Here is a 19,386-nt window from a genome sequence, read left to right as displayed (position 1 = left end):
GAGGGTGGTCACTTCGTCAGGATTCACAGCCACGAGCGAAGTTCCCACAAGAGAGGGAAGTAGTGCAGCAGGGTCCGCCCTCTCAGGTACGGTGCCCCTGTCGAGCCGCCCGTACCGGACTTCGTGCCGATCTGGCGCTCCACCATCTGCACGTGGCGCATCCGCCAGTGCGCGGCGGTCTCGTCATGGGTCAGCAGATCCTCCGCCAGCCGCCACAGATCGTCGTGCGATCCCCGGTCACGGGCCACGGTGAGCAGAGACTCCATGATCTCGTCGTCGGAGATCGGGAGCCCTCGCCGGGAGAGCGCGGTCAGGTAAGCATCCCATAGTGTGGGCTCGGAAAGGCGCCGCCGCAGCCGGGCGACCTCCACGTCGCTCGCCCCGCGAAACCTCTCCAGGTAGGCCGCGTCCTTGGCCCCGGATAGAAACTCCAGCTCCCGGAACTGCACCGACTGAAACCCGCTCGCGGGCGCCAGCAGGGCGCGAAATTCCAGGAAGTCCTGCGGGGTCATGGTCTCCAGGACCTCGACCTGCTCCACCAGCACGCGTTCGATCGTGTGGACCCGCCTGAACTTGTGGCCGGCCAGCCACAGCTCACCCCTGGCCATGGCGTCCCTGGCCTGCTCCAGCTCGTGCAGCAGCAGTTTGAACCACAGCTCGTACACCTGGTGAACGGTGATGAACAGGAGTTCGTCGGGGGCGGAGGATTGCGGCACCTGCTGCGCGAGCAGTTCGGGCAGCCGGAGGTAGGCGCCGTACGACAGGCGCGCGCCCTCCTCACCGAAGCTACGGGGCGGTACGGCTTTCGCCGGCCCTTCCCCGTCCGGGACGGCACTCACCTGACACCCCCCATTCCGCCCGGTCGTCATTGACCGGGAGACACACCCAATGCATCGCCGTATCCGATATCACCTGAAAAGCCACCGTACGTCAACGCGGCACCCGTCCCCCGCCCGGCCGTACTCCGAGGGCGACCACGACCCGTCGTTCGGTGGCCCCGGCGCGCAACCGCACCGCGTGCGGCGTGCCGGGGTCGAGCAGCAGGTCGAACCCGTCGGGCAGCAGGTCCAGCAGGTCCTGGCCGCGGGCGCTGAACCAGCCGGTCCGGCCGGCCGCGAACCGTACCAGCGCGTCTCTGGCGGCGAACCCGACCAGCGCGGGAAGCGAGCTGAAGACCGGGATCACCATCCCGCCGTCGATGCGCCTGGCGATGAATCCGGGCGCCTCGGCGGCCTCGCAGAAGATGTCGGACCCGCAGAAGACGTCGTGCAGCCTGCGGGCGTCGAGCGTGCCGCCCGCGTAGCGCCCGGCCGCCTCGGCCAGGTCGCCGTCCCCGGTGGCCGCCGGAGACGCCGCCGTGCTTTTGGGGCCCGCGGGTCGCTCGTCCCCTCACCTCCGAACTGCTCCCGGAAGCGCACCATGATCCGCTCGGCCTCTTCCTGGGAGATCTCGATGAGGTCGCCCGCCACGTCGCCGCGCTCCCAGGCGCGGATCTTGCCGGTGGGGTGCCACTTGAGGTCGCGGTGGATGGCCTCGTCCACCGCCACGCCGTTCTGCCGGACCCGCCGCCGGGCGAGCCCCGCCGGGCCGTCCCGGTCGCCCGGGCCGAGAAGGAGCACCATCGCGTAGTACTGGACCCGCTCAGCCATCTGCCCCACTGATCCTCGTCGGAATCACGATCGCCCCACGCCCTCGCCGGCGCCGGAACCGCGTCGCACACCTCATCGTCATTGTCCCGCCTCCCTGGGCGGACGCCTTCATCCGGGGCCGCCTTCCGACGGAAGGCCGGACGGCCGGGCCCCGGGATCGGCTTCGTCGTGCCCGGCCGCGGCGGCCATCAGGGCCTCGGGCGCGAGCCGCCCGACGGCGCGGCCGGGGGCGGCGGCCCAGGTCGCCCAGTCGGGCGCGTCGTGGGCGAACCCGACGGGCTGCCGCACGCCGTAGACCAGCCCTTCGGCCGTATCCCCGGACTCGCGCCGCCAGCCGTCCGGGTCGGCCAGCCGGCGCGCCGGGGCGAACTTCCACAGCGTGCCGGCCAGGCCGGACACGCTCGCGGCGGCCTGCCCGGGGTCGTCGGGGGATCCGGTCGGCACCGGGGGGCCGGGGGCGAACACCTCGGAGTTGACGAACACCTGCTCGCCCTCGCGGAACCGCTGCGGGTCGTGCTCCACCAGGCGTTCGAGCAGCAACAGGCGGCGGTTGACATCGGTGACCTGCCGCCCCGCCCACGACCCCAGGCGGCGGACCGTCTCGGCGTGCGCGGCGGGAAGGCCCGCCGCCCGCAGCAGGCCCCACAGCTCGGCCCCCGCCGACGACAGCGAGGACTCCGCCCTGCGCAACTCCTCCATCAGCGCCCGCACCCCGGCGGGGACCATTCCCTCAAGCTCCACCGGCGGCTACTTCGGAGTCCGAGCCAGCAGGGCGCGCAGCTCATCGACCGCCCCGTCGCACGCGCCGAGCAGGGCGGCCCGCGAGGCCGCCAGTTCGTCGCCGAACCGGTCGCCCGCCGCGCCCGTCCAGACCTGCCGGGACATCAGGCCCAGCGCGCGGTCCAGATCACCGCGCACCTGGGCCGTCAGTTCCTCGGCCCGGCGCAGTGCCCGCTCCACCTGCTCGCGAGTCATGGGCACATTGCATCGCGACACGAGTGAGAGAACAAGTGCTTTGGGTCATTCGGGAATGAAGTGGGAGAGCACTTCGGGATTGGCCATGGCGTCCGGATTCGCGGCCTGCTCGACCGGGGTGCCGAGCAGGATCTTGCGTACCGGGACCTCCAGCTTCTTGCCGGACAGGGTGCGCGGGATGCCGGGGACCTGGTGGATCGCGTCGGGGACGTGGCGCGGCGAAAGCTCGGTGCGCAGCGCCGTGCGCAGCCGGGACACCAGGTCGTCGGTGAGCGCCTCGCCCGGGGCCATGGTGACGTAGAGCAGCAGGCGGCCCTCCTGGCCGAGCCGGCCGGTGTCGATGACCAGGCTGTCGGCGATCTCGGTGAAGCGCTCGACGACCCGGTAGAACTCGCTGGTGCCCATCCGCACGCCGCCCCGGTTGAGGGTGGAGTCGGAACGGCCGTAGATCACGCATCCGCCGTCGGGAAGGATCTTCAGCCAGTCGCCGTGCCGCCACACGCCCGGGTACTCGGCGAAGTAGCTGTCCCGGTAGCGCTCGCCGGACGGGTCGTTCCAGAACATCACCGGCATGGACGGCATGGGCGCGGTCAGCACGAGTTCGCCCACCTCGCCGACCACCGGGGCGCCCTCGGGGTCGAAGGACTCGATGCGGGCCCCCAGGCAGCGGCAGGGGATGACGCCCGCGCGTACCGGGAGCAGCGGGACCGCGCCGACGAAGCCGGTGCACACGTCGGTGCCACCCGCGAACGACCCGAGCGGGATGTCCGGCCTGACGTGGGTGTAGACCCAGGCGAAGCCCTCGGGCGGCAGCGGCGAGCCGGTGGAGCCGATGCCGCGCAGCCGGGAAAGGCCGGTGGGCCGCAGCTCGGCCTTGAGCGAGGCCATGATGTACGGCGCGCCGGTGCCGAAGTAGGTCACGCCCTCCTCGGCCACGATGTTCCACAGCGCGGCGGTGTCCGGCTGGGTGGCGCTGCCGTCGTACAGGACCAGGGTGGCGCCGACCAGCAGCCCGCCGGCCAGGTAGTTCCACATCATCCAGCCGGTGGTGGTGTACCAGAAGAAGACGTCGTCCTCGCCGAGGTCCTGGTGGAAGGAGAGGGTCTTGAGGTGTTCCAGCACGATCCCGCCGTGGCCGTGCACGATCGGCTTGGGCAGGCCGGTGGTGCCGCTGGAGTAGAGCACCCACAGCGGGTGGCCGAACCCGACCGGCTCATAGGCCATCGGCGCGGCCTCCGCGCGGAGGTCGGCCCACTCGGTGTCGCCGTCGGCCGCGGCCGAGCCGAGGGCGCGGATCCACACGGTGGCCCGCAGGCCGGGCAGTTTGCCCGCGATGTCGCGTACGGCCTGCGTCCGGTCGTACTCCTTGCCGTTGTAGCGGTAGCCGTCCACGACGATGAGGACCTTGGGGTCGATCTGCGCGAACCGGTCGGTCACGCTCGGCACCCCGAAGTCGGGCGAGCAGGAGGACCACACGGCCCCCAGCGACGCCGTGGCCAGCAGGGCGATCAGCGCCTCCGGGACGTTGGGCAGGTAGCCGGCGACCCGGTCGCCGGGGCCGACGCCCAGCCGTACCAGGCCCGCCCGGACGCGTGCGACCTCGTCACGGAGTTGGGCGTAGGTCAGCGTGGTCCGCGTGCCGCGCTCGTCGCGGGCGATGATCGCGAGCCGGTCCGGTGCGGTGTCCGCGCGGCGCAGCGCGTTGGCCGCGTAGTTGAGGGTCGCGCCGGGGAACCACTCGGCCTTCGGCATCGCCCCGCCGAGCACCGGCCCTTCGCCACGCTCGCCGACCACGCCGAAGTAGTCCCAGATCGACGACCAGAACCCCGCCAGGTCGTCCACCGACCACTGCCACAGCTCCTGATATCCGGCCTCGCCGCGGCCCAGCCACTCCGCATAGCGGGTGATCCGGGCATTCGTCACGACTTCGGCGGTCGGCTCCCAGAGCAGCGCGCCTTCCTCAACAGCATCCGCAACCATGGCACACATCTTGTCGCCGTGTGCGCGGAAAGTCACCACCGGCCTCCCCGTTAGCCGGCGTGAGTCCGCAGGTGGTCGATGGCCATCCGGGCGGCGGTGCCGATGACGGCGTCCGCGCGGGGCTGGTTGAGGGCGGTCGCGTGCGAGCGGGTGAAGACCGCGACGGCGTACCGGCCGCCGTCGGGATACTCGACCACGCCGGCCTCCGCGCGCAGGGTGGGCAGCGTGCCGGTCTTGCCGCTCACCGACACGTCGTCATAGGGGAAGCCCGAGGACAGCCGGTGCGGCCAGACCTGGAGGCCGAGCAGCCGGCGCACGAAGGCGCACGACTCGGCGCTCGCCGCCTCGTCCCGCCACACCATGCCGAGCAGCCGGGTCAGCTCGGCGGGGGTGCTGCGGTTGGTGCTCGCCGGGTCCAGCACCCGCAGCCCGGCGATGACGGCCGGGTCGGTGACCGGCCACTCGCCGCCGTCCGTGTCCAGCAGGGCGGCCATCTCCCGGCAGTCGTGCAGGACGCGGGTGGCGGTCAGGCCGAGGTCGTCCAGCATGGCGTTGACGGCGTCGATGCCCACCCGCGACAGCAGCACGTCGGCGGCGGTGTTGTCGCTCACCGCGATCATCAGGTAACACAGGTCGCGGAGCGAGGCGGTGACGTCGTCGAGCATCGCGGAGATGCCGGTGGGCCCGAAGACGCGGTCGGCGGCCGGTACGGCGACCCGCTCGGCGGGGTCCAGCAGCCCGGCGTCGGCCTGCCGTACGAAGGCGACCAGCAGCGGCAGCTTGAAGACCGAGGCGGTCGGCACCGCCGCGTGCGCGCCGAAACCGACCTGCGCGCCGGTGTCGATGTCGGCGGCGTGCAGCCAGCCGGTGACCCCGGCCGCGCGCAGCAGCCCGCCGGGGTCGAACGCGTCGGCGGCCGTCATGCCAGGAACCCCGTCGCCGGGCGCTGCCTGGGCCGCCGCCGGGGGGCCGCGCCCTCCTCGGTCATCCCGGCGTTCTCCTTCAGGATGCGTTCCGCGATCGTCGCGAACTCCGCCGCCGAGGGCGTCGAGTCGCGCCACGCGGTCGAGACCCGCCAGGCCAGCGGCGACCCCAGCAGCGGACGCCAGCGAACCCCCGGGACGTCCGCCCGCGGCCCGAAGGCCACCGCCGAACCGGCCAGCACCAGCCCGAGCGACATCCCGTGGTGGACGGCGGGCGGATCGAACCCGTGCCTGCGGCACTCGGCGACGGTCTCGGCGTGCAGGCCGGGTTCGCCCTCCCTGGGGAAGAGCACCAGGTCACGACCGGCGAGATCGGCCAGATGGACGGTGGACCCGGCGGTCAGCGGGTCGTCGGCGGGCAGCAGTACGCCGGGCGTCTGCACCAGCATCGCCCCGAACCGCAGGCCCTGGGCCGTGATCGGGTGCCGCACGATGCCGAAGTCGAGCAGCCCCCCGGTGAGCGCGGCCACCTGGTCGGCCGTCCACATCTCGGCGGGCGCGGGCCGCAGCCCGGGATCTCGCTCGCGCAGGCTCTCCACCAGCGCCGCGATCACCGCCGCCCCGAGGTCCGGCGGCACGCCCACCTTCAGCGCGCCGCCGATGCCGTGCCTGGCCAGCTCCATCAGCCGGTCGGCCCGGGCGACGATCTCCCTGGCCTCGCCGAGCAGCATCCGGCCGGCGTCGGTGAGCCGCACCTGCCGGGCCGAGCGGTCGAACAGCCGCACGCCGAGCTCCTCCTCCAGCCGTTTGATCCGCTGGCTGAGCGGCGGCTGGGCCATACCGAGCCGGATGGCGGCGTTGCCGAAGTGCAACTCCTCGGCCAGCACGGTGAAGTAGCGCAGGTGCCGGACAAGGTCCATGAACGGCGATGATATCCAAACAACTATGTGATCCTGATAGATAGCCGTATTGGACATGACGGCGACTCTCTGGTGTTCTCGAACGGCACACGAACATCGGGGGTCACACATGCGGAATCGGCTGCTGATCGGCGGGATCGCGGTCCTTGTCGCGGCGCTGGCGTCGGGCGGCGCGCTGTGGGCGCTGCGCACCCAGGGCTCGCCGGAGGAGACCGCCGCGGCCTACCTCGCCGCCTGGGCGCGAAAGGACTACGCGGCGATGCGGCGGCTGACCGTCGGCCCGCCGGCCGACTTCGAGCGCAGGCACACCGCCCTCGCCCGCGGCCTGGACCTCACGTCCGCGACGTTCCGGCCCGGGGAGGCCGAGGCCGGCGAGGACGCCACGAAGGTGGCCTTCCGCGCCGACCTGCGCGGCACGGTGAACTGGTCCTATGACGGGGCGCTGCGGCTCGTGGAGCACGAGCGGGCCTGGCGGGTGGCCTGGACGCCCACCGCGATTCACCCGGGCCTGGCCCCCGGCCGCACGATCAAGGCGGTCACCGTCAAGCCGGAGTTCGCCCCGATCACGGCGGCGGGCGGGGAGCGCATCGACGGACCGGACGCTCCCGGCTCGGTGCAGCAGCTCGTCGAAGGGCTGCGGGAGACCTACCGGGGGCGGCTGATCGGGTCGGCCGCGGGCAAGGTCGTGTTGCAGGAGAAGGGCAAGACGGTCCGCACCCTGGCCGAGACCGGGACGCGGGCGGGCGAGCCGCTGGCCACGACCATCGACCTCAAGGTCCACCGGGCGGGCGCGAAGGCCCTGGAGAAGGTGGGCAAGCCGGTCGCTCTGGTGGCGCTGCGGGCCTCCACCGGCGAGCTGCTGGCCGCGGTCAACAAGCCGGGCGGGTTCAACCGGGCGCTGCTCGGCAAGTATCCGCCGGGGTCCACGTTCAAGGTGGTGACCGCCTCGGCGCTGGTCGCGGACGGCATCCGGCCGGACCAGACGGTGCAGTGCCCGGCCGAGCGGAACATCGGCGGGTTCCCCTTCCACAACGCGCAGTTCCACGACTACGGGAGCCTGTCGTTCCGGGACGCCTTCGCCCACTCGTGCAACACCACGTTCGGCGAGATGAGCGTGCGGCGGCTTGCCGGCGGGCGGCTGGGCGAGGTGGCGGCCGGGTTCGGGTTCGGCGCGCCGATCACGCCGGGGGTGCCCGCCGTACGGGCGGAGTATCCCGCGCCCAGGGACGACACCGACCTGGCCTCGGCCTCGATGGGGCAGGGCCGGGTGCTGGCCAGCCCGCTGAACATGGCGGCGGTGGCCGCCGCCATCGCCGACGGCACCTGGCGTCCGCCCCGGCTGGTCGCCGCCGAGCTGGTGCCGCCCGGCGGGTCGAAGCCGCGCAAGGTGGAGCCCGAGGTGGTGAGCGCGCTGCGGTCGCTGATGCCCGCGGTGGTCAGCGAGGGCACCGCGAACAAGGTGTCCTTCCCTGCGGGCTCGGCGGGCAAGACGGGCACCGCGGAGTACGGCTCGGGCAAGGAGCCGCCGGCCCACTCGTGGTTCATCGGTTACCGCGGCGACCTGGCGTTCGCGGTGATCGTCGAGGGCGGCGGCTCCGGCCCGGCCGTCGCCGCCCCGGTCGCCGCCCGCTTTCTGTCCGCCCTCCCCGCCGACGGCTGACCCGCCCCATCGGCCACCCGGCCGGGGCCGATGACGTCGGCTGCCCGGCGGCCGGGCCGCGCTCCGCCGGGCCGCGGTCAGCCGGCCAGGCGGCCGGTGGGGTCGCCGGTGAGGCGGGCGACGGCCGCGACGACCTCTGAGGGGTTGGCGAGGTCGGGCAGCACCAGGTCGGCGCCGGCGGCGCGAAGTTCGGCGTCGGTGGACCGGCCGGAGGCCACCGCGATCATCGCGGCCCCGCCGATCCTGGCCGCCTGCACATCGCGCGTGGAGTCGCCGATCAGCACGGTGCTGGACTGGTCGAAGACGCGGCCGTACTTGGCCTTGGCCCGGCTCTGCGCGACCTGGAGCAGGGTGGCCTTGGGGTAGACCTCTTCGCCGTACCCGCCCACCTCGAAGTCGATGTGCCGGGACAGGCCGAAGGCGGCGAGCTTGTGCACCGCGTTGCCCTTGATCGTGCCGGTGAGCACGGACTGGACGACCCCGCGCAGCCTGGCCACCCCGGCCAGGGCGTCGGCGGCCCCGGGCATCATCCGGCCCTGCGTCGCCAGCCGGTCGCGGCGGGCGGCGAAGCCGGTGCCCAGCGCCTCGATGAAGCGGGGCAGGTGGTCGTCCTGGGCGTCCACGCCGTTGATCGCCAGCGTCTCGAAGATGATCTCGGAGTCCGGCCGGCCGAGCGCGGGCGCGAGCTTCACCAGCGGACGCCCGGTCACCTGCCGGAACGCCTCCGCGTAGGCGTCGCGGGCGACGATGGTGACATCGACCAGCGTCAGGTCGATGTTCCACAGAACGAGGCGGTTAATCGGGGCCTCCGGAGGGCTCGGGGGGTGTCGCACGATGCGCCGCGCGAGATCGCGGACGACCCCCCAAGAGTACGGCCGGCCCGGTGGCCCGGTCGCCCCGCCCGCCCGATCGGGTCTCGGCGAGGCTCAGGCGTGGCCGAGCGCCTCGGCGAGGGTGTCCACCACGGGCACGCCCAGCGTCTCCAGCTCGGTGCGCAGCGACATCCCGCCGGTGTAGAGCACCGCCCTGGCCCCGACGTGCTGGGCGGCGTGCGCGTCGTCGAGGCTGTCGCCGATCACCAGCACCTCCGCCGGGTCCACGTCCAGGGCCGCGAGGTGCGCGACCATGTGCTCGGCCTTGTGCCCGCCGGCCGCCGCGCGCAGCCCGTCGATCCGGCGGAAGTGCGGGTCGATGCCGAACTCGGCGACCTTGGGCACCAGCCGTTCGTGCGTCCACATCGACAGCAGCGACTGCGATCCGCCCGCCCGCTCCCACTCGGTCAGGCTGGTGCGGCAGTCGCCGGCGAGCCCGCAGTCGAGCATCAGCCGGTGGTAGTGCTCGTGGAAGGCGGTGTCGAGCAGCGCCCATTCGCCGTCGCGCAGCGACCTGCCGAGCATCCGCTCGTAAAGCAGCCAGATCGGCCGCGTGTAGACCTCGCGGAAGCCGTCGGCGGTCAGCGCGGGCAGGCCGTACGGCCGGAAGACCTCGTTGGTCGCCCCGACGACCGCCTCGATGTCATGGAAGAGTGTGCCGTTCCAATCCCACACGATGTGCGTGGCCGATTTGTCATGCTTCATAGAGCGGCCATTTTATCGGAGCAGGTCGTCGATCTCCTGGGTTGCGTACCACAGCAGCTCGTGGGCCTCGGCGCCGTCCACGGTGAACCGGGCGTCATCGTCGCCCTGGTCGGCCGCGGGCAGCGCGGCGACGGCCGCGTCCACGTCGAGCACCGCGGTCAGGTCGTCCACGTGGACCGCGGCCATGGCGGCGAGCGGCACGGGCTCGCCCAGCCGGACCCGGCCGCGGTCTTCGAGCCCGGCGCACGGCCGGACGTCGGCGTCCTCGACCTCGGCGGCGATCACCACGCGGCGGGCGGCCACGGCGATGCCGTCGGCGCGGTCGGCGGCCAGCATCCGCAGCGAGGCGCGGGCCGCCTCGGTCAGGGCGACGTACTCCAGCTCCTCGGTGTCGCCGGAGACGTACCACTCGACCAGCGACGGCGTGACCGCGAAGCCGGTGAGCGGGGCGGGGCCGAGCTCTCCGGCGGCGGCCACCCGGGCCAGCGCGGGGAGAGTGCTCGGCAGGTAGACGCGCATGGGTTCCTCGATCGTGACGGGATCACGCCGGACCCCGGTGGTTACGCAGGGCGGCGCCGAAGGGCGCCGGTCATTGCAAGAGTGTGCCAGCCCCGGCCGCGCGGTGCGCGCACAACCGCCCGAACGCGCGGCGCGGGCCCGGCCCGGCTCACCCCAGGGGCGTCCGCAGCAGGGTCTCCAGGCGGCCGATGGTCTCGACGGGGTCGCGGTGGTGGATGCCGGTGATGCCCAGCTCCCGCGCGGCCACGATGTTGGCCTCGATGTCGTCCACGAACACGCACTCCCCGGCGGCCAGGCCCACCTGCCCGAGCGCGTGCTCGAAGATGCCCGGCTCGGGCTTGCGCATGCCCACCTCGCCGGAGATCACCACGGCGTCGAACAGCAGGTCCCAGCCCTCGCGCGGGTAGTAGTCGCCCCAGGAGTTGGACAGCAGGCAGGTGCGCAGCCCCGCGGCGCGGGCGGCGGTCAGCATGGCGTACATCGGCTCGACCGGGCGGAAGCCGAGGAACATGCGGGCCAGCAGGCCGTCGGCGAGCGGCGGCACGCCGTCCAGGGTGACCAGGCGGGCGGCCAGGTCGCGTTCGAAGTCGGCGGGGTCGATCTCGCCGCGCTCCAGGGCGTGGACGATGTTGCGGGCGCGGTCCGTACCACCCGGCTCGTCCTCGTAGGCGTGCAGGATCAGCTCGCGCATCACGTCCTGGTAGTGGGAGGCGTCGATCCGGTCGGCGACGATCCATTCGCCGATGGCGTCGGGCAGGCCCGTGGTGAGCACCCCGCCCCAGTCGACCAGCACACCCTTGTACATTCCGCCTCCTGTCTCGCCGTCCCCCAAGGGTATGCAAAAGATGGCGAAAGCGGCGATTCAGCCCCCCGCGTGCTACGCGATGCGCTGGGCCACCCTGCGGTGCCCGGCCGAGCCGATGACCCGCTCGGCCTCGGCCGCGTCGGCCCGCGGCGCGCTCTCCAGGATCCCGCGCGCGGCCTTGAGCGTCAGCAGCCGGCGTACCGACTCATCCAGCCGCTCCCGCGAGATCCGCCCGGACTTCACCGCCTTGACCACGGCCGCGTGCGCCTCGGGCAGGTCGGGCGGCATCAGCAGCAGGTCGGCCCCCGCCAGCACGGCGCGGACCGCCACCTCCCCGTCGCCGTACTTCTTGCGCACCCCCGCCATGTCCAGCGCGTCGGTGGAGACCACCCCGTCGAAGCCGAGCCGTTCGCGCAGCAGCCCGGTGAGGATCTTCGGTGACAGCGTGGAGGGGTCGCCCGAGGAGTCCAGCTCGGGCATCACCACGTGCGCGCTCATCACCGCGTCCACGCCCGCCTTGATGGCGGCCTCGAACGGCGGCGCGTCCAGCTTGGCCCACTGGCTCTTGGTGTGCTTGATCACCGGAAGGCCGCTGTGGCTGTCGACGTTGGTGTCGCCGTGCCCGGGGAAGTGCTTGGCGGTCGAGGCCACCCCGGCGTCGTGGAAGCCCCGCACCGCGGCGGCGACCATGCGGGACACCTTCCGTGGGTCATCGCCGTAGGCGCGCGGGCCGATGACCGGGTTGCGCGGGTTGATGTTGACGTCGGCGACCGGGGCGAAGTCGAGGTTGATGCCGAGCGCGCGCAGCTCCGTGCCGGTGACCTCGGCGGCCTGCCTGGCCAGGCTGGTGTCACCGGTCTTTCCGATGACCGCGGCGGCGGGCAGCTTGGTGACCAGCGGGGCGAGCCGGGACACCGTGCCGTTCTCCTGGTCGGCGGCCACCAGCAGCGGGATCTGCGGCGACGCCTGCTGCATGCCGTTGGTCAGGCCGACGATCTGCGCGACGCTCTTGACGTTGCCCGCCCAGGGGAAGACGATCACGCCGCCGGGGCGGTACTTCTTGATCGCCTTGGCCGGGGTGGCCACGCCGTACCTGCTCTGGTTCTCGCCGGAGGAGGCGTCGGCCGAGGCCCCGTACAGCACCGGCATGAAGAGCTGCCCGACCTTGTCGGAAAGGCTCATCCCGGCCAGCGTGCGGTCCACCGCCGAGGCGGTGCCGGTCGGGGCGGGCTCTGATGCCGGCGGCGAGGACGTGGAGGGCGCGGGGGCGGGCGGTTCGGCCGGTGCGGACGTCCGCCCGCCCGCCGAACCGCCCGCCGTACCGCAGGCCGTACCGCAGGCCGTGGCCAGCACCCCGGCCAGCAGTACCGCACCGAACCGGCTCGTCCTACGCGTGAATCGGACCATGCCTCCAACGCTAACGCGTGCCCCGCCGATCACATGGCCAGGCTCGCGAGACCGGGGAGCTGCGTGCGGGCCGCCGCCCTGGCCTCGTCGGCCGAACCGGCCGCCCGCGCCGCCTGCGCGGCCAGGCCGCACTGGTCGGTGGTGTGCCGGGCGAGCGCCGCGCGCACGGCCGGCAGCGACGCCGCCCCCATCGACAGCGAGGTGACCCCCAGCCCCACCAGAACGCAGGCCAGCAGCGGATCGGCGGCGGCCTCGCCGCACACGCCGCACCCCTTGCCCGCCGACACCGCCGCCGTGGCCGCGATGTGGATCAGGTCCAGCAGCGCCGGCTGCCAGGGATCTTGCAACGCTCCAAGGGAGCCGAGCTGGCGGTCCGCGGCGAAGGCGTACTGGGCCAGGTCGTTGGTGCCGATGGAGAAGAAGTCCACGGCGGGGGCGAGGTCGGCGGCGCGCAGCGCGGCCGATGGCACCTCGATCATGATCCCGGCCTCCGGCAGGCCCGCCGTACGGCACGCCTTGGCGAACCAGTCGGCCTCCTCACGGGTGGCCACCATGGGCGCCATCACCGCGAGCCGGGCCGAGCCGTCGCCCGCGGCCCTGGCCAGCGCGCGAAGCTGCGTCTCCATCACCTGCCGGTGGGCGCGGAACATGCGCAGCCCGCGCTCGCCGAGCGCCGGGTTGGGCTCCTCGCCGGGCGGCGGCAGGAACGCGAGCGGCTTGTCCGCGCCCGCGTCGAGAGTGCGGACGATCACCCGGCCGCCGGGGAAGGCGTCCAGGACCTCGCGGTAGGCGGCGTACTGCTCCTCCTCGCCGGGAGCCTGCGCCCGGTCCAGGAACAGGAACTCCGTGCGGTAGAGCCCCACGCCCTCCGCCCCGGCGGCGAGCGCCGCGGGCAGGTCGGCGGGGCCGCCGATGTTGGCCAGCAGCGGCACCGGACGCCCGTCGGCGGTCATCCCGGGGCCGGTGGCCGCGGCCAGTACCGCCTGCCGGGCCTCGTCGGCCTTGCGCGCGACGTCCACCTCGTCGGCCGGCGGGTCGGCGCGCACGATGCCGGTCGCGCCGTCCACGAGCACCGGGGTGCCGGCCTTGATGCCGGTCGCGCCCGGGCAGGCCACCACGGCGGGCACGCCGAGCGCGCGGGCCAGGATCGCGGTGTGGCTGGTCGGGCCGCCCTCCTCGGTCACGAACGCGGCCACCACCTCGCGCGAGAGCAGCGCGGTGTCGGCGGGCGCGAGGTCGCGGGCGACCAGGACGAACGGCTCGCCGCCACCCTCGGGCACGCCGGGCATCGGCTGCCCGGTGAGCACGGCGATCGCCCGGTCGCGCACGTCGTCGAGATCGGCGGCGCGTTCGGCCAGGTAGCCCCCGGCCGCGGCCAGCGCGTCGCGGTAGCCGCCGAAGGCGTCGTACACCGCGCGGGCGCCCGCGGTGCCCTGGCCGATCGCGGTGTCCACGACCTCGGCCAGCGCCGGGTCGCGGGCCATCATGGCCTGCGCCGACAGCACGGCCTGGGCCTCGCCGCCCGCCGTCTCGCCGCGCGCCTCAAGGTCGGCGGCGACCTGTTCGAGCGCGTTGTGGACTCGGGTCCGTTCGGTTTCGGCGTCTCCGTCGTGCCGTGCGCCGACCGGCGGTTCGGGGACCTCCACCACCAGCAGGTGGACCGGGCCGAAGCCGATGCCGGGGCTGACGCCCGTGCCGGACAGCGCCGTCGTGCCGTCCATCGGCGTCAGGGCGCGGCGGCGATGGCGACCAGGGTGTCCAGCACCTCGTCGGCCCCCTCGCCGTCGGCCTTGATCACGATGGTCTCGCCCTGGCGCACGTCCAGGGCCAGCACCGACAGGATGCTCTTGGCGTTCACCGGCTGGCCGCCGAGCTTGCCCACGGTGACGTCAAGGTTCGCCTTGGCCGCCGTCTGCACGAACGTCGCGGCGGGCCGGGCGTGCAGCCCGACCTCCGCCATGACGGTGACCCTGCGTTCTGCCACGTTCTCCACTCCTTCGGATTGATCTTTCATTGCTCAGCCGTCCGGGCCCGCGCCGGGCGGCCAGGTGACGGCGGTGAGGTCGGTGACGATGAGGTCGGCGCCGGTCAGTTCCTCGTGGGGGTGGGTGGTCGCCACGGCCACGCAGGTCATGCCCGCCGCCTTGGCGGCGGCGACCCCGGCCGCGGAGTCCTCGAAGGCGACGCACTCGGCGGGGTGGGCGTCGAGCAGGCGGGCCCCTTGCAGGTAGCCCGAAGGGTCGGGCTTGCCGACCTCGACGTCCTCGGCGGCGACGATGGCGTGTACGTGGTCGCGTACGCCGACCTCGCGCAGCCGCTTCTCCGCCCACCAGCGCATCGCCGAGGTGACCACGGCGATCGGCGAGCCGTGCTCGGCGACCGCGCCGACCAGCTCGGCGGCCCCGGGCACCGGCACGATCTCCGGCAGTCCGGCGTGGTCCTCGTAGGAGAACAGTTCGCCGATGAGGTCATCGACGCTGCGGCCGGGGAACAGCGCGGGCATCTCGCCCAGCACGTCGCGCAGCCGCCGGCCCATGAAGGCGCGCAGCAGGGCCTTGTCGTAGGCGACCCGGTTGTTGACGAACAGCAGCTCGTAGAGGGCCAGGCTGCGCACCTCCGTGTTGATCAGGGTGCCGTCGAGGTCGAAGAGCGCGGCCTTCATACTCGCCTTCCGTGCTCGTCCTGAGTGCTCGTCCTGAGTGCTCGTCCTGTGCTCGCTGTCACGCGGGCCCTGCCCGCCGGTGCCCGTCTGAGGCCCATGTCAGGGGCTCACGCCCCTGTCAGGCCCAGTCGAACAGGGCGTCGCCCGCCTCGATCGTGCCATGGGCCAGCGGCACCACCGCGCCCGCCGGGGCGTCCAGCGCGACCACCGGGCAGACCGGCGAACGCCCGCCGGCCTCGACCGCCGCCGGATCCCACGCCACCACGGGCTCCCCCGCCCTGATCCGGGCCCCCTCGGTGGCCAGCACCGAAAAACCCGCCCCCCGGAGCTGTACGGTGTCGATGCCCAGATGCACCAGCACCCCTCTGCCGTCGTCGCCGACGATGACGAAGGCGTGCGGGTGCAACTTCATGATCTTGCCGTCGATGGGCGCGACCGAGACGAGCGGGGCACGCGGCGGGTCGATCGCCAGGCCCGGACCGACCATGCCCGCCGAGAAAACCGGGTCGGGCACGGTCGAGAGCGGGGCGGCCGAGCCCGCCACCGGAGCGCGAACGGTGGTGCTCATGCGACCCCTCGCCCTTCGTCAGCCGAGCCCGCGAGGTCACTCGATGGTGTCCTCGATGACTTCCTCGATGTCGCTGGCTATCGTGTCGGCCTCCGGCCCTACGACGACCTGGACGATCTTGCCCGCCGTCATGACACCGTGGGCCCCGGCGGCGCGCAACGCCGCCGTGTCCACCTTCGAGGCGTCCCGGACCTCCGTGCGCAGTCGAGTGATGCACGGCTCGATCTCGATGATGTTCTCCGCACCACCGAGACCGGCGATGATCGCCTCGGCGTCTGCCGCCATGGCATCCTCCTCGTTGTCCGTGACCAGGCTAAACGAAGTGACCCGGCGGAAAGCGCGCAGCACGGCCAGGGGGTCGTCAGTCGGTTTGCGTGACCTTCTTCAGACCGCGTGGCGCGTCAGGGTCGAAGCCAAGCCTGCGGGCCAGCGCCTCGGTGAGCAACTGGCCGGGGACGATCAGCCCGAGCGGGGCCACCCACTCCGGCAGGTCCGGGCCGTTCAGCGCGGCGGTGGAGGCCCGCGCCAGGCCGTCGCCGCCGCCGATGCCGTACGCCGCCGCGCCCGCGCCGGTGACCCGCTCGGCCAGGGCCACGGTGCCCGCCAGCGTCGGCCCCTCGCCGGCCGCGACCAGGATGGCCGGGGTGTCCTCGTCCACCACGGCGATCGGGCCGTGCAGCAGGTCGGCGTAGGACAGGCCCATGGCATGCAGGTAGCACGCCTCCTTGAGCTTCAGCGCGGTCTCCAGGGCGGTGGAGAACGCGAGGCCGCGCCCCGACACCACCACGCCGGGCTTGCCCGCGAGGCCCGCCACGACGGACTCCAGGTCGCCCGGGTCGTCGATCAGCTTGGCCACGGCGTCGGGCACACGGTCGAGGTCGGCGGCGTCCACGTCGGCCCCCAGGCCGAGGGCCAGCACCGCGATCGCGGCCAGTTGCGTGGTGTAGGTCTTGGTGGCCGGGACGGCCTTCTCCTCGCCGGCCTCGGTGCACAGCGCCAGGTCCGCGGCCTCGGCGAGCGGACTCTGCGGCCCGCCGTTGGTGATCGCGACGGTCTTGGCCCCGCAGTCCTTGGCCCAGGCCAGGGTCTCGACGATCTCCTCGGTGCGGCCCGACTGGGACAGCCCGACCGCGAGCACGCCGTCCAGGTCGACCTTGCGCTTGTAGGTCGTGGCGATGGAGGGCGCGGCGAGCGTGGCCAGCCGCCCGGTGCGGGCCTCGGTGAGGTACCGGCCGTACACCGCGGCGTTGTCGGAGGTGCCACGGGCGATGAAGAGGGTCTGCCGAGTGCCTTCGGCCACCCGCTCCACCGCGCCGACCATCGGGAGCAGCGCGTCGAGGGTGGCCCGCAACGCCGCCGGCTGCTCGCCGATCTCCCTGCGCATAAAGGTCGTCATCTTCCGCCCAGTCTCCTTGAGATCGGCCTGTTATGGATCCGTCGCCGGACGATGCGTTGACACCCAAATCCAGCATGTGGTCTAGTCCGGACTAGACCAGTACGAACCATAACTCATGCCACCCGCATCGATCGAGGGGAGGCTTCGTGGCGGAGATCGACCCGGACAGCCCGGTGCCGAAGTACTTCCAGCTTCGCGAAATCCTCCTGGACCTGATCGAGAGCGACGAGCTGCCCATCGGCGCGGCCATCCCCTCCGAGCGGGAGCTGTGCCAGCGGTTCGGCCTGTCCCGGATGACGGTACGGCAGGCGGTCGATCACCTCGTCTCCGAGGGCCGGTTGCACCGGGTCGCGGGCAAGGGCACCTTCGTGGCCCGCCCGAAGATCGAGATGGCGATCCGGCTCACCTCCTTCAGCGACGACATGCGCGCCCGCGGCCTGGAGCCCGGATCTCGCGACCTCGACCGGCGGATCGTGCGCGCGAGCGCCCACCTGGCCCGGGAACTGGGCATCCAGCCCGGCGACGAGGTCCACTTCATCGAGCGCCTGCGGCTGGCCGACGGCGAGCCGCTGAGCATCGACCGCTCGCACATCCCGGTCGCCCTGGCCCCCGACCTCTCCGCCCACGACCTCGCCAACCGCTCGCTCTACAGCCTGCTCGAATCCCGCTACGGCCTCATCCTGGACGGCGGCGAGCTGACCATCGACGGCGGCATCGCCGATCCCGGCGACGCCGACCTGCTGAAGCTCCCCCGGGGCGGCGCCGTGCTGCTCCTCCAGCGTCGTTCCTTCGCCGGCGGCGTCTGCGCCGAACTCGGGGTCTCGACCTACCGCGCCGACCGCTACCAGCTCCGCACCGTGCTGGAAATCCCGCAGCGGCGCAGCTGACTCTCCTCCCCAACCGACCCCCAGGAGGAACCCCCGATGAGCTCCACTTCGGACGCGGGCCTCCCCGCCTCGTCCGCGCCACAGTCGGCGCTCATGGGCGCCCTGTCCCGGATCGGCCGCTCGCTGATGCTGCCCATCGCGGCGCTGCCCGCCGCCGCGATCCTGATGCGGCTGGGCCAGGACGACCTGCTCGGCCGCACGGACAACGCGACGATGGACCGGATCGCCGTGATCATCCGCGGCGCGGGCGAATCGCTGTTCGACGCGCTGCCGCTGCTCTTCGCGGTCGGGGTCGCGGTCGGCTTCGCGCGCCGGGCGGACGGCTCGACCGCGCTGGCCGCCGTGATCGGGTACCTGGTGTTCGACCGGATCACCAAGCTGATGTTCTTCGAGTCCGACCTGCGGCCCCAGGTGTCACAGCGGGTGATGGGCGCGGACAACACCTCCGTGGACATGATCAACCTGGCCTCGGCCAACCCCACGCGCGTGCTCGGCGGCATACTGATGGGTGTGGTGACCGCGCTGCTGTGGCAGCGGTTCTACCGGACCAAGCTCCCCGCCTGGCTGGCGTTCTTCGGCGGGCGCAGGTTCGTCCCGATCCTGACCTCGCTGGCCGGGCTGGTGTTCGGGGTCGTCTTCGGCCTGATCTGGCCGCCGATCGGCGACGCGATCAGCTCCTTCGGCGACTGGCTGGCCACCAACTCGACGGTCGGGGCGGGCCTGTACGGGCTGTTCAACCGGTTCCTGATCCCGCTCGGGCTGCACCACTTCCTCAACTCGATCGTGTGGTACGTGGTCCCGGAGTGCACGGCCGGGGTCGAGGGCACCGTCGCCAACGCGGCGGGCGACCAGTACTGCTACTTCGCCGGGCACGTCGGCTCCGGGGAGTTCATGGCCGGGTTCTTCCCGGTGATGATGTTCGGCCTGCCGGCCGCCGCGCTGGCCATCTGGCGGGCCGCGCCGCCGCACCGCCGCGGGACGGTGGGCAGCATCATGATCTCCGCCGCGCTGATCTCCTTCGTGACCGGGATCACCGAGCCCATCGAGTTCGCGTTCATCTTCGTCGCGCCCGCGCTGTTCATCGCGCACGCCGTACTGACCGGCGTGTCGATGGCGCTGACCGCGGCGATGGACGGCTGGCTCGGTTTCGGCTTCTCCGCCGGGCTGATCGACGCGCTGCTCAACGCCTCCAAGTCGAACACGAACAACTTCTGGCTGATCATGGGCCTAGGGGTGATCTACGGCATCGGGTACTACTTGATCTTCAGCTTCCTGATCAGGAAGCTGAACATCATGACCCCCGGCCGCGAGCCGGACTCCGACCTTGACGCGGGCGAGACCGCCGCCCCCGGCGGCAAATCGGCGGCCCTGCCCACGTGCCCCTCCCCCCGAGGGGTCCCTCGAAGACCTTCCCCCTAAAGCGGTCCCGGACGCTCCCCCTCCCCCACCTCCATGGGC

22 protein-coding genes are annotated in these 19,386 nt (G+C 72.8%); 3 read left to right on the top strand and 19 right to left on the bottom strand.

What is annotated here, in order from left to right:
• Positions 1 to 23 precede the first annotated feature (23 nt).
• The 8 genes from ACH34R_RS06950 to ACH34R_RS06915 all read right to left on the bottom strand — a co-directional run bounded on the left by ACH34R_RS06950 (position 24) and on the right by ACH34R_RS06915 (position 6,447).
• The gene (locus ACH34R_RS06950) at positions 24 to 839 is read right to left on the bottom strand and encodes a tryptophan 2,3-dioxygenase (protein WP_397560433.1); all 816 of its coding nucleotides are present in this window, start codon (positions 837 to 839) and stop codon (positions 24 to 26) included.
• Between the two features lie 91 nt (positions 840 to 930).
• Positions 931 to 1,188: a hypothetical protein gene (locus ACH34R_RS06945; protein ID WP_111167024.1), complete on the bottom strand. Its 258-nt coding sequence runs from the start codon at positions 1,186 to 1,188 to the stop codon at positions 931 to 933.
• A complete protein-coding gene (locus ACH34R_RS06940) occupies positions 1,182 to 1,649 on the bottom strand; it encodes a hypothetical protein (protein ID WP_397560432.1) in 468 nt (155 codons plus the stop codon). The genes ACH34R_RS06945 and ACH34R_RS06940 overlap by 7 nt, the downstream gene beginning before the upstream one ends.
• A 108-nt stretch (positions 1,650 to 1,757) precedes the next feature.
• Positions 1,758 to 2,390, bottom strand: a complete 633-nt coding sequence (locus ACH34R_RS06935; RefSeq protein WP_397560431.1) for a hypothetical protein — start codon at positions 2,388 to 2,390, stop codon at positions 1,758 to 1,760.
• 6 nt (positions 2,391 to 2,396) lie between these two features.
• Positions 2,397 to 2,624, bottom strand: coding sequence for a hypothetical protein (locus ACH34R_RS06930; RefSeq protein WP_146607359.1), 228 nt, complete (start codon positions 2,622 to 2,624; stop codon positions 2,397 to 2,399).
• A 45-nt stretch (positions 2,625 to 2,669) separates the two neighbouring features.
• Positions 2,670 to 4,604 (bottom strand): acetoacetate--CoA ligase, encoded by a 1,935-nt coding sequence (locus ACH34R_RS06925; protein ID WP_397560430.1) that lies wholly within the window; start codon positions 4,602 to 4,604, stop codon positions 2,670 to 2,672.
• A 50-nt stretch (positions 4,605 to 4,654) separates the two neighbouring features.
• On the bottom strand, positions 4,655 to 5,527 hold the full coding sequence (locus tag ACH34R_RS06920) for a serine hydrolase (protein ID WP_397560429.1): 873 nt from the start codon (positions 5,525 to 5,527) through the stop codon (positions 4,655 to 4,657).
• Positions 5,524 to 6,447: a LysR family transcriptional regulator gene (locus tag ACH34R_RS06915; protein ID WP_397560428.1), complete on the bottom strand. Its 924-nt coding sequence runs from the start codon at positions 6,445 to 6,447 to the stop codon at positions 5,524 to 5,526. Before ACH34R_RS06915 ends, ACH34R_RS06920 begins: the two co-directional genes overlap by 4 nt.
• Before the next feature lie 109 nt (positions 6,448 to 6,556).
• Here ACH34R_RS06915 and ACH34R_RS06910 point away from each other — a divergent pair, with 109 nt between their 5' ends.
• Positions 6,557 to 8,107: a penicillin-binding transpeptidase domain-containing protein gene (locus ACH34R_RS06910; protein WP_397560427.1), complete on the top strand. Its 1,551-nt coding sequence runs from the start codon at positions 6,557 to 6,559 to the stop codon at positions 8,105 to 8,107.
• Between the two features lie 77 nt (positions 8,108 to 8,184).
• Here the strand turns inward: ACH34R_RS06910 and ACH34R_RS06905 are convergent, their stop codons facing one another.
• The 11 genes from ACH34R_RS06905 to ACH34R_RS06855 all read right to left on the bottom strand — a co-directional run bounded on the left by ACH34R_RS06905 (position 8,185) and on the right by ACH34R_RS06855 (position 17,041).
• Positions 8,185 to 8,940: an HAD family hydrolase gene (locus tag ACH34R_RS06905; RefSeq protein ID WP_397560426.1), complete on the bottom strand. Its 756-nt coding sequence runs from the start codon at positions 8,938 to 8,940 to the stop codon at positions 8,185 to 8,187.
• Positions 8,941 to 9,033: 93 nt separating this feature from the next.
• Complete coding sequence (locus tag ACH34R_RS06900; protein WP_397560425.1) at positions 9,034 to 9,684, bottom strand: HAD family hydrolase; 651 nt, start codon at positions 9,682 to 9,684, stop codon at positions 9,034 to 9,036.
• Positions 9,685 to 9,696: 12 nt separating this feature from the next.
• The gene (locus ACH34R_RS06895; protein WP_111167015.1) at positions 9,697 to 10,203 is read right to left on the bottom strand and encodes a DUF6912 family protein; all 507 of its coding nucleotides are present in this window, start codon (positions 10,201 to 10,203) and stop codon (positions 9,697 to 9,699) included.
• Positions 10,204 to 10,351: 148 nt separating this feature from the next.
• Positions 10,352 to 11,008 carry an HAD family hydrolase gene (locus ACH34R_RS06890; RefSeq protein ID WP_397560424.1) on the bottom strand — a complete coding sequence of 219 codons (657 nt, stop codon included), beginning with the start codon at positions 11,006 to 11,008 and terminating at the stop codon, positions 10,352 to 10,354.
• Positions 11,009 to 11,080: 72 nt separating this feature from the next.
• Positions 11,081 to 12,415, bottom strand: coding sequence for a glycoside hydrolase family 3 protein (locus ACH34R_RS06885; protein WP_397560423.1), 1,335 nt, complete (start codon positions 12,413 to 12,415; stop codon positions 11,081 to 11,083).
• Positions 12,416 to 12,444: 29 nt separating this feature from the next.
• Positions 12,445 to 14,136: a phosphoenolpyruvate--protein phosphotransferase gene (ptsP, locus tag ACH34R_RS06880; protein WP_397560422.1), complete on the bottom strand. Its 1,692-nt coding sequence runs from the start codon at positions 14,134 to 14,136 to the stop codon at positions 12,445 to 12,447.
• Positions 14,137 to 14,141: 5 nt separating this feature from the next.
• Complete coding sequence (locus ACH34R_RS06875) at positions 14,142 to 14,399, bottom strand: HPr family phosphocarrier protein (RefSeq protein WP_111171518.1); 258 nt, start codon at positions 14,397 to 14,399, stop codon at positions 14,142 to 14,144.
• A 33-nt stretch (positions 14,400 to 14,432) separates the two neighbouring features.
• The gene (locus ACH34R_RS06870) at positions 14,433 to 15,077 is read right to left on the bottom strand and encodes an HAD family phosphatase (protein ID WP_111171515.1); all 645 of its coding nucleotides are present in this window, start codon (positions 15,075 to 15,077) and stop codon (positions 14,433 to 14,435) included.
• 118 nt (positions 15,078 to 15,195) lie between these two features.
• Positions 15,196 to 15,645: a PTS glucose transporter subunit IIA gene (locus ACH34R_RS06865; RefSeq protein WP_397560421.1), complete on the bottom strand. Its 450-nt coding sequence runs from the start codon at positions 15,643 to 15,645 to the stop codon at positions 15,196 to 15,198.
• A gap of 36 nt (positions 15,646 to 15,681) precedes the next feature.
• Complete coding sequence (locus ACH34R_RS06860; RefSeq protein ID WP_111171517.1) at positions 15,682 to 15,930, bottom strand: glucose PTS transporter subunit EIIB; 249 nt, start codon at positions 15,928 to 15,930, stop codon at positions 15,682 to 15,684.
• A gap of 76 nt (positions 15,931 to 16,006) precedes the next feature.
• Positions 16,007 to 17,041: an SIS domain-containing protein gene (locus ACH34R_RS06855; RefSeq protein ID WP_397560420.1), complete on the bottom strand. Its 1,035-nt coding sequence runs from the start codon at positions 17,039 to 17,041 to the stop codon at positions 16,007 to 16,009.
• Positions 17,042 to 17,187: 146 nt separating this feature from the next.
• Here ACH34R_RS06855 and ACH34R_RS06850 point away from each other — a divergent pair, with 146 nt between their 5' ends.
• Entirely contained in the window at positions 17,188 to 17,928 is a 741-nt protein-coding gene (locus ACH34R_RS06850) for a GntR family transcriptional regulator (protein ID WP_111171512.1), read from the top strand.
• Between the two features lie 36 nt (positions 17,929 to 17,964).
• The gene (locus tag ACH34R_RS06845; protein ID WP_397560419.1) at positions 17,965 to 19,347 is read left to right on the top strand and encodes a PTS transporter subunit EIIC; all 1,383 of its coding nucleotides are present in this window, start codon (positions 17,965 to 17,967) and stop codon (positions 19,345 to 19,347) included.
• The last annotated feature ends 39 nt before the right edge of the window (positions 19,348 to 19,386 follow it).

This window comes from Spongiactinospora sp. 9N601, assembly GCF_044326295.1.
GTDB classification, from domain to species: Bacteria; Actinomycetota; Actinomycetes; order Streptosporangiales; family Streptosporangiaceae; genus Spongiactinospora; species Spongiactinospora gelatinilytica.
The sequence above is the reverse complement of the archived record's forward strand: the minus strand, read 5'-3'. Positions and strand labels throughout refer to the sequence as shown.